Here is a 13,740-nt window from a genome sequence, read left to right on the forward strand (position 1 = left end):
CCCGCGAACCCACACAAGGACCCCACAAGATGTCTGTCAACTACGGTTCCAAACGCGTCGTCACCGGCGCCCACTACGGCCTGCGCGACTGGCTCGCCCAGCGCATCACCGCTGCCATCATGGCGCTGTTCACCCTGATCCTGCTGGTGCAGGTGTTGTTCTCCAAAGGCCCCATCGGCTACGACAGCTGGGCCGGCATCTTCTCGGCCCAGTGGATGAAAGCCCTCACCTTCGCCGTCTTCCTCGCCCTGACCTACCACGTGTGGGTCGGCATGCGCGACATCTGGATGGACTACGTCAAGCCCGCGGGCATCCGCCTGGTGCTGCACGTGTTCACCATGGTTTGGCTCCTGTCCTGCCTGGGCTGGGCCGTTCAAGTTCTCTGGAGGCTCTGAAGCAATGACCGCAACCGCAAATCTTCCCAAGCGTCAGTTCGACGTTGTCATCGTCGGTGCCGGCGGCTCCGGCATGCGCGCCTCGCTGCAGTTGGCGCGCGCCGGCCTCAAGGTGGCCGTGCTGTCCAAAGTGTTCCCGACCCGCTCGCACACGGTGGCTGCGCAAGGCGGCATCGGCGCCTCGCTGGGCAACATGAACGAGGACAACTGGCACTACCACTTCTACGACACCATCAAGGGCTCCGACTGGCTCGGCGACCAGGATGCGATCGAGTTCATGTGCCGTGAAGCGCCCAAGGTCGTGTACGAGCTGGAGCACTTCGGCATGCCGTTCGACCGCAACCCCGACGGCACGATTTACCAGCGTCCGTTCGGCGGCCACACGGCCAACTATGGTGAGAAGCCGGTGCAACGTGCCTGTGCTGCGGCCGACCGCACCGGCCACGCCATGCTGCACACGCTGTACCAGCAAAACGTGCAGGCGCGCACCACCTTCTTCGTCGAATGGATGGCGCTTGATCTGATCCGCGACGCCAGCGGCGACGTGCTCGGCGTGACCGCGCTGGAAATGGAGACCGGCGAGACCTACGTGCTGGAAGCCAAGACCACGCTGCTGGCCACCGGTGGCGCAGGCCGCATCTTCGCGGCTTCCACCAACGCCTTCATCAACACCGGTGACGGCCTGGGCATGGCGGCACGCGCCGGCATCCCGCTGGAAGACATGGAGTTCTGGCAGTTCCACCCCACCGGCGTGGCCGGAGCCGGTGTGTTGCTGACCGAAGGCTGCCGTGGCGAAGGCGCGATTTTGCTCAACAGCGAAGGCGAGCGCTTCATGGAGCGCTACGCGCCCACCTTGAAAGACCTGGCACCGCGCGACTTCGTTTCTCGCTGCATGGACCAGGAAATCAAGGAAGGCCGTGGCTGTGGTCCGAACAAGGACTACGTGCTGCTCAAGCTCGACCACCTGGGCGCGGAAACGATTCACAAGCGCCTGCCCTCGGTCTATGAGATCGGCGTGAACTTCGCCAACGTGGACATCACGCGCGAGCCGATCCCTGTGGTGCCCACCATCCACTACCAGATGGGGGGCATCCCGACCAACATCAACGGCCAGGTCGTCACCCCCGATGGCAACGGCGGCCAGGCCGTGGTCAACGGCCTCTATGCCGTGGGCGAATGCTCCTGCGTGAGCGTGCACGGCGCCAACCGCCTGGGCACCAACTCGCTGCTCGATCTGCTGGTGTTCGGCCGTGCGGCCGGCAACCACATCGTGCAGTTCAACGACAAGAACAAGACCCACAAACCCCTGCCGGCCGACGCCGCCGACAAAACCCTGGCGCGCCTGGCCCGCCTGGACAACACCACTGGCGGCGAGTACGCGCAAGACGTGGCCAACGACCTGCGCGCCGCGATGCAGCAACACGCCGGCGTGTTCCGCACCCAGGCCAGCATGGACGAGGGCGTGAAGAAGATCAACGCCATGCGCGCGCGGGTCAACAACATCGCGCTGAAAGACAAGTCCAAGGTGTTCAACACCGCGCGCATCGAAGCGCTGGAAGTGGAAAACCTGATCGAGTGCGCCCAGGCCACCATGACCTCGGCCGCGGCCCGCCACGAATGCCGCGGCGCGCACACGGTCAACGACTACGAGCGCCCCGCCGACGACGCGCAGTTCCCGCTGGGCCGCAACGACGCCGAGTGGATGAAGCACACGCTCTGGCACAGCGCCGACAACAGCCTGACCTACAAGGCCGTGAACTTGAAGCCACTGACGGTCGAGTCCGTCCCGCCCAAGGTCCGCACCTTCTAAGCACCCACGCACCGGAGCAAACACATGGCCAAACGCACCTTCAAGATCTACCGCTACGACCCCGAAAAAGACGCCAAGCCCTACATGCAGACCATCGAGGTGGAACTCGACGGCCACGAGCGCATGCTGCTCGACGCGCTGATGAAGTTGAAGGCGGTCGATCCCTCCATCTCGTTCCGCCGCTCGTGCCGCGAAGGCGTGTGTGGTTCGGACGCGATGAACATCAACGGCAAGAACGGTCTGGCCTGCCTGACCAACATGAACACGCTGCCCGGCGTGATCACGCTCAAGCCCTTGCCCGGTCTGCCCGTGGTGCGCGACCTGATCGTGGACATGACGCTGTTCTTCAAGCAGTACAACAGCATCAAGCCTTACCTGATCAATGACTCCGTGCCGCCCGAAAAGGAACGTCTGCAGAGTCCCGAAGAGCGCGACGAGCTCAACGGCCTGTACGAGTGCATTCTGTGCGCCAGCTGCTCCACCAGCTGCCCGAGCTTCTGGTGGAACCCGGACAAATTCGTCGGCCCCGCCGGCCTGCTGCAGGCCTACCGCTTCATCGCCGACAGCCGCGACCTGGGCACGGCCGAGCGACTCGACAACCTCGAAGACCCGTACCGCCTGTTCCGCTGCCACACCATCATGAACTGCGTGGACGTCTGCCCCAAGGGTCTGAACCCCACCAAGGCCATCGGCAAGATCAAGGAAATGATGGTGATGCGCTCCGTGTGAGCGCACATCTCCCAACACCATGGCCGACACCTCACCAGATGCCTTGCTGGACGAACGCGCGCTGAGCAAGCTGCGCTGGCGGTGTCGCCGTGGTCTGCTCGAGAACGACCTGTTCATCGAGCGATTTTTCGCCAGTCATGAAACTGGCTTGACCGTGCGACAAGCAGATGCACTCGGGATCTTGATGGACTTGTCCGACAACGATCTGCTGGATCTGCTGCTCGGCCGAAAGCCCCTTAAGGGCGATCTCGAACGCGCGGACGTGACGCAAGTGCTTGCACTGCTGCGCGCCCAGCGACCTCTCACATCATCCGAGGAACCTGCATGAAACTCGTAGACAACAAAGCCACCCTGTCGTTCTCCAACGGCAGCCCCAGCGTCGACTTGCCGGTCTACGCCGGCAGCGTCGGGCCAGACGTGATCGACATCCGCAAGCTGTACGCACAGACCGGCATGTTCACCTACGACCCGGGCTTTTTGTCCACAGCGTCCTGCCAGTCGGCCATCACCTACATCGATGGTGACAAAGGTGAGTTGCTCTACCGCGGTTACCCGATCGAGCAACTTGCCACGCAATGCGACTACCTCGACACCTGCCACCTACTGCTCAACGGGGAACTCCCCAACGCCAGCGAGCGCGTCGAATTCCACAAACTCGTGACCAACCACACCATGGTCAACGAGCAGATGCAGTTTTTCCTGCGGGGTTTCCGTCGCGATGCCCACCCCATGGCCATCCTCACTGGCCTGGTGGGCGCCATGTCGGCCTTCTATCACGACAGCACAGACATCAACAATCCGCAACACCGTGAAATCGCAGCCATCCGCTTGATCGCCAAGATGCCCACGCTGGTGGCCATGGCCTACAAATACAAGATTGGTCAGCCCTACATTTATCCGAAGAACAGCCTGAGCTACTCCGGCAACTTCCTGCGCATGATGTTCGGCACGCCTTGCGAGGAATACGTGGTCAATCCGGTGCTGGAGCGTGCGTTGGACCGCATCTTCATCCTGCACGCAGACCACGAACAAAACGCCTCCACCTCGACCGTGCGGCTGTGCGCCTCATCGGGCACCAACCCGTTTGCAGCCATCTCTGCCGGCGTGGCCTGCCTGTGGGGCCCCGCCCACGGCGGCGCCAACGAGGCCTGCCTGAACATGCTGGAAGACATCCAGCGCCAGGGCGGCGTGTCCAAGGTCGGCGAATTCATGGAGAAGGTCAAGGACAAGAACTCCGGCGTCAAACTCATGGGCTTCGGTCATCGCGTGTACAAAAACTACGACCCGCGCGCCAAACTCATGCAGGAAACCTGCAACGAGGTGCTGCAAGAGCTGGGTCTGGAAAACGACCCGCTGTTCAAGCTGGCCAAGGAGCTGGAGAAGATCGCGCTGGAAGACGAGTACTTCGTGTCGCGCAAGCTCTACCCCAACGTGGACTTCTACTCCGGCATCGTGCAGCGCGCCATCGGCATCCCGGTGAATCTGTTCACCGGCATCTTTGCGCTGGCCCGCACGGTGGGCTGGATCGCGCAGCTCAACGAAATGATCGGCGACCCCGAGTACAAGATCGGTCGTCCTCGTCAGCTGTTCACCGGCTCACCGCGCCGCGACATCAAACCGCTGGAAGCGCGCTGACCCCGTCAGCCTGATGGCATTGCCCGCAGCGCCCGAGGTGCTGCGGGCATTTCTCATTCACAGCCCGTAAAATCGGCAGCCCACCCATTCACAGAATCGCCGCCAGCGATCACCAACGGAACCGCCATGGGACGCACGCTCTACGACAAGATCTGGGACGAACACGTCGTCCACACCGAAGACGACGGCACTTCCGTGCTCTACATCGACCGGCATCTGGTGCACGAAGTCACCAGTCCGCAGGCCTTTGAGGGCCTGCGCCAAGCGGGCCGCAAGGTCTGGCGCGTGAGCTCGGTGGTGGCCACCGCCGACCACAACACGCCCACCACCGGCTGGGAACTGGGCTACGACGGCATCACCGACCCGATCAGCAAAGAACAGATCACCACGCTCAACAGCAACATCGCCGAATTCGGCGCGGCGGCGTTCTTTCCCTTCATGTCCAAGCGCCAGGGCATCGTGCACGTGATCGGCCCGGAAAACGGCGCCACCCTGCCCGGCATGACGGTGGTCTGCGGCGACAGCCACACCTCCACCCACGGCGCGTTCGGCGCACTGGCCCACGGCATCGGCACCAGCGAAGTGGAGCATGTGCTGGCCACGCAGACGCTGCTGGCCAAGAAGGCCAAAAACATGCTGGTGCGCGTGGACGGACAGCTCACCAAAGGCTGCACAGCGAAAGACATCGTGCTGGCCATCATCGGCAAGATCGGAACTGCCGGTGGCACCGGCTACACCATCGAATTTGGTGGCTCGGCCATCCGCGCGCTCAGCATCGAAGGCCGCATGACGGTGTGCAACATGGCCATTGAAGGCGGCGCACGCGCCGGGTTGGTGGCCGTGGACGAGAAGACCATCGAGTACGTCAAGGGCCGCCCCCTCTCGCCCATCGGCGTGGAATGGGACCATGCCGTGGCCTACTGGAAGACGCTGCAGTCCGACGCCGACGCAACATTCGACGCCGTGGTCGAACTCGATGCCTCGCAGATCGTGCCGCAGGTCACGTGGGGAACCTCGCCCGAAATGGTGCTGGGCATCGACGGCAACGTGCCCGACCCCGACCGCGAAAAAGACGCGAACAAGCGCGGCGCCATCGAACGCGCCCTGACCTACATGGGCCTGCAACCCGGCAAGGCGCTCAACGACATTTTTGTCGACAAGGTCTTCATTGGCTCCTGCACCAACAGCCGCATCGAAGACATGCGCGAAGCGGCTGCCGTGGTGAAGAAGCTCGGTCAGAAAGTGGCCAAGAACGTGAAGCTGGCGATGGTCGTGCCCGGCTCGGGTCTGGTCAAAGCCCAGGCCGAGCGCGAGGGCCTGCACGAGATCTTCAAGGCCGCCGGCTTTGAATGGCGCGAGCCCGGCTGCTCGATGTGCCTGGCCATGAACGCCGACCGGCTGGAGCCGGGCGAGCGCTGCGCCTCCACCAGCAACCGCAACTTTGAAGGCCGCCAGGGCGCTGGTGGCCGCACGCACCTGGTCTCCCCCGCCATGGCAGCCGCTGCGGCTGTGCATGGTCACTTCGTTGATGTCCGTCAATTTGCCTGAAAGGAAAACTTCATGAAATCGATCGCTACCCTCCTCGCTGCTGCCTTCGTGCTGGCCCTGGCTGGCTGCAACACCGTTCAGGGCGTTGGCCAGGACATCCAGAAGGGCGGACAGGTGCTTGAAGACGCTGCCAAGAAAAAATGAACAAGTTCACCGTGCACAAGGGCCTGGTGGCCCCGATGGACCGGGAGAACGTCGACACCGACGCGATCATTCCCAAACAATTCCTGAAGTCGATCCGCAAGACCGGCTTTGGCGAAAACCTGTTTGACGAATGGCGCTACCTCGACAAAGGCGAGCCCGGCCAGGACCCCGCCAGCCGCAAACCCAACCCGGATTTCGTGCTCAACCAGCCGCGTTATGCGGGTGCGTCGGTGCTGCTGGCGCGCAAGAACTTCGGTTGCGGCTCCAGCCGCGAGCACGCGCCCTGGGCCATCGAACAGTACGGTTTCCGTGCACTCATCGCGCCCAGCTACGCCGACATCTTCTTCAACAACTGCTTCAAGAACGGCTTGCTGCCGATCCAGTTGCCCGAAGCACAGGTGGCGCAGTTGTTTGACGAGGTGGCGGCGTTCCCTGGCTACGAGCTCACCATCGACCTGGAGCGCCAGGTGATCGTGAAGCCACAAGGCGACGAGTTGCCGTTCGAGGTGCAGGCGTTTCGCAAGTTCTGCCTGATCAATGGCCTGGACGACATTGGCCTGACCCTGCGCTACAAGGACAAGATCGCCGCCTTCGAGGCCGAGCGCCTGGCCACCAAGCCGTGGCTTGCGCACACGATGCCGGTCTGACCCAACGAGAGACAACACCCTGGCCAAAGGTCGGGGTGAACCATTCACAACCCATGAAAATCGCAGTTCTCCCCGGTGATGGCATCGGCACCGAAATCGTCGCCGAAGCCGTCAAGGTCCTTGGCGTGCTCGACCTCCCCTTCGAGATGGAATCGGCCCTGGTCGGCGGTGCCGCCTACGAGGCGCATGGCCACCCGCTGCCCGAGTCCACCTTGAAGCTGGCCATGGACTCGGACGCCGTGCTGTTCGGCGCCGTGGGCGACTGGAAGTACGACAAGCTCGACCGCCCGCTGCGCCCCGAGCAAGCCATCCTGGGCCTGCGCAAACACATGGGCCTGTTTGCCAACTTCCGCCCCGCCATTTGTTATCCCCAACTCGTGGGCGCTTCCAGCCTCAAGCCGGAAATCATCTCGGGCCTGGACATCCTCATCATCCGCGAGCTCACCGGCGACATCTACTTTGGTCAACCGCGCGGACGCCGCGTGGCCACCGACGGCCACTTCCCCGGTGCCGAAGAAGCCTTCGACACCATGCGCTACAGCAAGCCGGAAATCGTGCGCATCGCACACGTGGCTTTCCAGGCGGCTCGCAAGCGCAGCAAAAAAGTGACCAGTGTCGACAAGGCCAACGTGCTGGAAACCTTCCAGTTCTGGAAAGACGTGGTGACCGAAGTGCACGCCGAGTATCCCGATGTGGAACTGGAGCACATGTACGTGGACAACGCGGCCATGCAACTGGTGCGCGCGCCCAAGAAGTTCGACGTGGTGGTCACCGGCAACATGTTTGGCGACATCCTGTCGGATGAGGCGTCCATGCTCACCGGCTCCATCGGCATGCTGCCATCGGCCTCGCTGAACACGAAAAACCAGGGCCTGTACGAACCCAGCCACGGCAGTGCACCCGACATCGCCGGCCAGGGCATTGCCAATCCGCTGGCTACAATACTGTCCGCTGCCATGATGCTCCGCTTCTCACTCAACCAGCCCGACGCTGCCGCCCGCATTGAAAGTGCGGTCAGCAGCGTGCTTGCGTCTGGCTTGCGCACGACCGACATCTGGTCGGAAGGCACTTTGAAGGTCGGCACCCGCGAAATGGGTGATGCGGTCGTGGCGGCCATCACCAAAACGATGACCAAGGGCTGATCCAGCTCCGGTTCGTCACGCCCCTCCCCGGCACGACGAGCCGGAGGAAACCGGTTTATTAACTGAAGGGCGTTGACATGAAACTCGTAGGACTCGTAGGCTGGCGCGGCATGGTGGGCTCGGTGCTCATGGACCGCATGGTCGCGGAAAGCGACTTTGACCTGATCGAACCGCTGTTTTTCTCCACGTCGAATGCGGGCGGCAAGGCTCCCGCCATGGCGAAGAACGAAACCACGCTGCAGGACGCGCACGACATCACCGCCCTCAAGCGCTGCGACATCATCATCACCGCCCAAGGCGGCGACTACACCAGTGAGGTGTTTCCCAAACTGCGCGCCGCCGGCTGGAACGGCCACTGGATCGATGCGGCCTCCACCCTTCGCATGGACAAGGACGCCGTCATCATCCTGGATCCGGTCAACCTGCCCGTGATCAAGACCGCCTTGGGCAATGGTGGCAAGAACTGGGTGGGTGGCAACTGCACCGTGAGTTGCATGCTGATGGGCGTGGGCGCGCTGTACAAGGCCGGGCTGGTCGAATGGATGAGCACGCAGACCTATCAGGCCGCCTCCGGCGGCGGCGCTCAGCACATGCGCGAACTGCTCACGCAGTACGGCACGCTCAATGCTGAAGTCAAGGCGCTGCTGGACGACCCCAAGAGCGCCATTCTCGAAATCGATCGCAAGGTGATCGCCAAGCAGCGTTCACTGACCGGGTCCGAGACCGCCAATTTCGGCGTGCCGCTGGGTGGCTCGCTGATCCCCTGGATCGACAAGGACCTGGGCAATGGCATGTCCAAGGAAGAGTGGAAGGGCATGGCCGAGACCAACAAGATCCTGGGCATGGGCGAGGGATTCGGTACATCGGCCATCCCTGTGGATGGTTTTTGCGTGCGCGTGGGCGCCATGCGCTGCCACAGCCAGGCGCTCACCTTCAAGCTGCGCAAGGACGTGCCGGTGGCCGACATCGAAGCCATGATCGCGGCCGACAACCCTTGGGTCAAAGTGGTGCCCAACACCCGCGAAGCGACCATCAAGGACCTGACGCCCGTGGCCGTCACCGGCACGATGACGATCCCGGTGGGGCGCATCCGCAAGCTGGCCATGGGTCCGGAATACCTGGGCGCCTTCACCATCGGCGATCAACTGCTGTGGGGCGCGGCCGAACCGCTGCGTCGCATGTTGCGCATCCTGCTCGACGCTTGAGTGCAGTGGCGTCGGGTGCGAGGGCCGAGCGACCGGGAAACCGCTGAAATGGTTCGTTGCAAGTCAGCAACGTAATTTCGAGGACCAAACACGACAAACGGTGGGCTGGGAAACTCAAGCGGATTCTCAGCTTGTCACTGTAATCCGTTGATGTTAAGGTCAAAATCAGGTTTTTTCCTTCGAGGTCCAAGTGCCATTCAAACCCCGCCCTACCCCATTTCAATCGGCGCGCCAGGTGCGACAAATCACCGGGTTTGGCGGCTTGCAAACCATTGCGGCGGCCGCCTTGCTGTGTGCCACGCTCACACACCATGGCGCCGCACAAGCGTTGGCACTGGGTCGGGTGGTGGTCCAATCCGCGCTGGGGGAACCCCTCCGAGCGGAGATTGAAGTACCCGACATCAACGCCGAAGAAGCCGCCAGTCTTCGGGTCGGGCTGGCCTCCGCAGAGGCTTTTCGCAGCTCCGGGATGGAGATGAACGCAGCACTCGCAGGGCTGCAGATTTCCTTGCAAAAACGGGCAGACGGTCGATCGTTTCTCCGCCTGACAAGTCCCCGCCCGGTCAACGAGCCCTTCGTGGACCTGATCGTCGAGGCCAACTGGGCGTCGGGTCGGATCGTTCGCGACTACACGCTGCTTTTTGATCCACCCAACCTGCGCCCGGTGCCGCAACCGGCCCCGGTTGCCCCGGGTGTGAGTACACCACCAGCCGCTGCACGCGCCCAGCCGGTGTTGCCCAGCAGGCCACTGCCGCCTGTGGCGCAAACTGCACCCGCGCCATCGGTCAACCGTCCTGCAGCCGCAACACCCGCACCTGCACCCACCCCTCAGCCCCCGCGTGCGAATCCAGCACCGACACCCACCGGTTCTGCCGACGGCGGACAAGTGCGCGTTCAGGCGGGCGACACCGCCGGCCGCATTGCAGCAGCCAACAAGCCCGCCAATGTGTCGCTGGACCAGATGCTGGTGGCGATGCTTCGCTCCAGCCCGAACGCCTTCATTGGCGGCAACGTCAACCGGATCAAAGCCGGCGCCGTCGTCGAACTCCCAACGGCCGAGCAAGCAGGCTCCGTCACCCCGGATGAGGCGCGCCAGACCATCGCGGCGCAAAGCCGCGATTTCAATGATTTCCGCCGACGCCTGGCCGGTGCTGCGCCCCAAGCCGAAGTTGGTGCTGCCGACCGTCAAGCTGCGGGGCGCGTACAGACCGAAGTCAAGGACGCGACGCCTGCGGCACCTGCTGCAGACAAGCTCACGCTGTCCAAGGGCGCCACTCCTGCACAAACCGCTGGCGAAGAACAGATTGCCAAGGACCGTCAGGCCAAAGAAGCATCCACGCGTGTTGCTGAGCTTTCTCGCAATATCGAAGAGTTGTCCAAACTCGGCACGCCCTCACCTGGCGCTGCAGCGCCCGTAGCGAGCGCGCCATCTGCCACGCCGGCTGCACCGGCAACACCCGCAGCACCAGCGGGTAGCCCATCAGCAACGACGGCAACCGGCCCCGACGCGGCGCCCGCCACAGCTCCAGCTCCGGCGGCCGCCGAAGCACCCGCCGCAGTCGCAGTACCTGCACCCGTGGTAACGCCACCGACCGCCCAGCCAGCCCCTCCCCCACCGCCTGCGCCATTGCCTGACGAGCCCTCGTTCTTCGACCAACTGCGAGACAACCCGTTGGTCCTTCCGCTGGCCGGCGGCCTGCTGGCCTTGTTGGCAGGATTTGGCATCTACCGCATGCGTCAGCGCAAAGGTGGTGCGAGTGTTGACAGCTCTTTTCTTGAAAGTCGCCTGCAACCCGATTCGTTCTTCGGGTCCAGCGGTGGGCAGCGAATCGACACGGCAGAGTCCGTCGCCTCCGGCTCCTCAATGGTGTATTCGCCCAGCCAGCTTGATGCCGCTGGCGACGTCGATCCCGTTGCCGAAGCGGACGTGTATCTGGCCTACGGCCGTGATCTTCAGGCCGAGGAAATCCTCAAGGAGGCGATGCGCAGCACGCCCACCCGAGTGGCCATCCACAACAAGCTGCTGGAGATCTATGCCAAGCGGCGCGATGCCCGGGCCTTTGAGGTCGTGGCAACCGAGGTATTCAGCCTGACACAGGGCCAAGGTGCCGAGTGGGATCGGGCCTGCGAGTTGGGCAAGGAGCTCGACCCGACCAACCCGCTGTACCAGCCCGGAGGCAGGCCGGTCACCAAATCCGGGGCCGTGGAAAGCTTCGTGGGCGCTGGCGCCAACACCATGCCGTTTGCGAGCAGCACGATGTCGGACGCATCGGGCGCTCCCGCGTCGAACACGGGTGATCTTGACCTCGATCTGGATTTTTCGCTCGACGATCACGAAGCCGACGCTCCCCCTGCCGCAGCACCGAGCAGCAGCCCCAACGACGTGGTCATGTCGGACATGGGAGACCTGCAATCCACAGAAGCGCTCACCAGCAAAACCACCGAGGCATCAGGACCGTCGTCCATGTCGATGGACTTCGACCTTGACTTCCCGTCGCAGCCCGATCATCTGCAGACCGCGACGTTCGAAGCACCTGCTGCACCGGCACCCGCTCAAGACGCGCCCACCTTCGACATGAGTGAAGAGGCAATGGATTTTGATCTTGACATGGATCTGCCCGATCAAACAACGGCGGCGACACCTGCCGAATCACCAACAGCGGTGGCCAGCTCACCAGAATTGATGAAGTTTGACCTGAACGATCTCAATCTCGATCTGGATTCCCCCGTTGAGGACACCCCGACACAAGACGATGCTTCAGGGCAGGAGAACCCCCTGGAAACCAAGCTCTCGCTGGCCGAGGAGTTCCGTGCGATCGGCGACTTCGAAGGTGCGCGCTCATTGGCTGAAGAGGTGCTGGCCGAGGCATCCGGCTCGCTCAAGACCAAAGCAGGTACCTTCCTGGCCGATCTGGCTTGAACCCCTCCATCCAGCAACAACCGGACACCCTGGAGCAGCGACCAACCTCGCCGAGTCCGGTGCCCGAGTCGACCCGTATTGCTCTGGGTGTGAGCTACAACGGTCGGGCCTATGAGGGCTGGCAGAGCCAGCTGGGTGGTCAGACGGTGCAGGACAAGCTGGAGCATGCCCTCACCCGCTTTGGCGCCGTCGACCCCATCAAAACCCTATGTGCAGGCCGCACAGATTCCGGCGTGCACGGGCTCATGCAGGTGGTGCACTTCGACACCCGGCTTGATCGCGACGAAAACGCCTGGGTGCGTGGCACCAACAGGTATTTGCCGCCCGACATCGCCATCCAGTGGGCGCGCCAGGTGGACAGCCGCTTTCACGCACGCGGCAGCGCACGCTCACGCCGCTACGCCTACGTGCTGCTCGAATCGCCCGTGCGCCCCAGCGTGGACGCTGGTCAGGTGGGCTGGGTGTTCCGCCCTCTGGCGCTGGAGCCCATGGCTCAAGCCGCACAGATGCTGGTGGGCGAGCACGACTTCTCATCGTTCCGCGCTGCCCAGTGCCAGGCGCATTCACCGGTCAAACACCTGTTGCGCGCGGAGGTCGCGCGCCGCGGCGCCTACTGGCGTTTCGAGTTCGAAGCCTCGGCCTTCCTGCACCACATGATCCGCAACATCATGGGCTGCCTGATCACCATCGGCACCGGCAGCCAACCACCCGAGTGGATGGCCGAGGTGCTGCAGGCCCGCAGCCGCGACGTGGCGGCCCCCACCTTTTCCCCCGACGGGCTGTATTTCCTCGGTCCGGTCTACGATCCGGTCTGGGGACTGCCAGAACGCACCCCCGCCTTCGACTGGCTGCCATGACCCCCCACCGCACCCGCATCAAGATCTGCGGCCTCACCCGCGAGGCCGATGTGGACGCGGCCGCCCGCGCCGGCACCGACGCCGTGGGATTCGTGCTGTACGACAAAAGCCCGCGCCACGTCACGCCCGAGCGTGCTGGTGAGCTGGCGCGCCGCCTGCCGGCTTTCGTTACGCCGGTGCTGCTGTTCGTCAACGCCAGCCCGGCATACATCCAGCGGGCCTGCGAAGCGGTTCCCAACGCCCTGCTCCAGTTCCACGGCGACGAATCGCCCGCCGACTGCCTGGCCGCAGGCCGCCCCTTCATGCGCGCCGCGCGCATACCCACCGGTCCCGCCGGGCATGGCTTCGATCTTCTAAAATACGCGTCTGACTTTTCGGCAGCCCAAGCCATCCTGCTCGACGCACACGTCGAAGGCTTCGGCGGTGGGGGTCAATCCTTTGACTGGACAGCATTCCCTTGGTCACATCCGCTTCTAAACGCCAGCTCTCGCCTCGTTTTGTCTGGTGGACTCACGCCTGCAAACGTGACCGATGGCATCACGTGCGTGCGGCCCTGGGCCGTTGATGTGAGTTCCGGCGTCGAGGTGTCCAAGGGCATCAAGAGCCCGGACCTCATGAACGCTTTCGTCGCTGCCGTTCGAGCAGCCGACGAACACCTTTCCCGCCTGCCCTGATCGCCCCCGATCCGGGCTTGGGCAACCGAGACGA

At 63.5% G+C, this 13,740-nt stretch carries 13 protein-coding genes; all 13 read left to right on the plus strand.

The genetic code is table 11. The features are described 5' to 3' along the window. Positions 1-29 precede the first annotated feature (29 nt). The 13 genes from sdhD (at position 30) to ACN4F8_RS08300 (ending at position 13,706) form a co-directional block, all read left to right on the plus strand. Positions 30-395, plus strand: a complete 366-nt coding sequence (gene sdhD, locus ACN4F8_RS08240; protein WP_069047114.1) for a succinate dehydrogenase, hydrophobic membrane anchor protein — start codon at positions 30-32, stop codon at positions 393-395. Positions 396-399: 4 nt separating this feature from the next. Next, complete coding sequence (gene sdhA, locus ACN4F8_RS08245) at positions 400-2,205, plus strand: succinate dehydrogenase flavoprotein subunit (protein ID WP_419473121.1); 1,806 nt, start codon at positions 400-402, stop codon at positions 2,203-2,205. Positions 2,206-2,229: 24 nt separating this feature from the next. Next, the gene (locus ACN4F8_RS08250) at positions 2,230-2,934 is read left to right on the plus strand and encodes a succinate dehydrogenase iron-sulfur subunit (RefSeq protein WP_419473122.1); all 705 of its coding nucleotides are present in this window, start codon (positions 2,230-2,232) and stop codon (positions 2,932-2,934) included. Between the two features lie 19 nt (positions 2,935-2,953). After that, the gene (locus ACN4F8_RS08255) at positions 2,954-3,262 is read left to right on the plus strand and encodes a succinate dehydrogenase assembly factor 2 (RefSeq protein WP_419473123.1); all 309 of its coding nucleotides are present in this window, start codon (positions 2,954-2,956) and stop codon (positions 3,260-3,262) included. After that, a complete protein-coding gene (locus ACN4F8_RS08260) occupies positions 3,259-4,569 on the plus strand; it encodes a citrate synthase (RefSeq protein WP_419473124.1) in 1,311 nt (436 codons plus the stop codon). Before ACN4F8_RS08255 ends, ACN4F8_RS08260 begins: the two co-directional genes overlap by 4 nt. Positions 4,570-4,695: 126 nt before the next feature. Next, positions 4,696-6,117, plus strand: a complete 1,422-nt coding sequence (gene leuC / locus ACN4F8_RS08265; protein WP_419473125.1) for a 3-isopropylmalate dehydratase large subunit — start codon at positions 4,696-4,698, stop codon at positions 6,115-6,117. A gap of 12 nt (positions 6,118-6,129) precedes the next feature. Beyond that, on the plus strand, positions 6,130-6,261 hold the full coding sequence (locus ACN4F8_RS08270; protein ID WP_069047120.1) for an entericidin A/B family lipoprotein: 132 nt from the start codon (positions 6,130-6,132) through the stop codon (positions 6,259-6,261). Beyond that, on the plus strand, positions 6,258-6,908 hold the full coding sequence (gene leuD / locus ACN4F8_RS08275; RefSeq protein WP_419473126.1) for a 3-isopropylmalate dehydratase small subunit: 651 nt from the start codon (positions 6,258-6,260) through the stop codon (positions 6,906-6,908). Before ACN4F8_RS08270 ends, leuD begins: the two co-directional genes overlap by 4 nt. Positions 6,909-6,961: 53 nt before the next feature. Next, positions 6,962-8,050: a 3-isopropylmalate dehydrogenase gene (leuB, locus tag ACN4F8_RS08280; RefSeq protein WP_419473127.1), complete on the plus strand. Its 1,089-nt coding sequence runs from the start codon at positions 6,962-6,964 to the stop codon at positions 8,048-8,050. A 77-nt stretch (positions 8,051-8,127) separates the two neighbouring features. Beyond that, a complete protein-coding gene (gene asd / locus ACN4F8_RS08285; RefSeq protein ID WP_419473128.1) occupies positions 8,128-9,255 on the plus strand; it encodes an aspartate-semialdehyde dehydrogenase in 1,128 nt (375 codons plus the stop codon). A 946-nt stretch (positions 9,256-10,201) separates the two neighbouring features. Further along, positions 10,202-12,175 carry a FimV/HubP family polar landmark protein gene (locus ACN4F8_RS08290; RefSeq protein WP_419473129.1) on the plus strand — a complete coding sequence of 658 codons (1,974 nt, stop codon included), beginning with the start codon at positions 10,202-10,204 and terminating at the stop codon, positions 12,173-12,175. A gap of 59 nt (positions 12,176-12,234) precedes the next feature. Then, positions 12,235-13,032, plus strand: a complete 798-nt coding sequence (truA, locus tag ACN4F8_RS08295; RefSeq protein ID WP_419473218.1) for a tRNA pseudouridine(38-40) synthase TruA — start codon at positions 12,235-12,237, stop codon at positions 13,030-13,032. After that, positions 13,029-13,706: a phosphoribosylanthranilate isomerase gene (locus ACN4F8_RS08300; protein ID WP_419473130.1), complete on the plus strand. Its 678-nt coding sequence runs from the start codon at positions 13,029-13,031 to the stop codon at positions 13,704-13,706. The genes truA and ACN4F8_RS08300 overlap by 4 nt, the downstream gene beginning before the upstream one ends. Positions 13,707-13,740: the final 34 nt, after the last annotated feature.

Source organism: Hydrogenophaga sp. (genome assembly GCF_048549895.1).
GTDB lineage: Bacteria > Pseudomonadota > Gammaproteobacteria > Burkholderiales > Burkholderiaceae_C > Hydrogenophaga.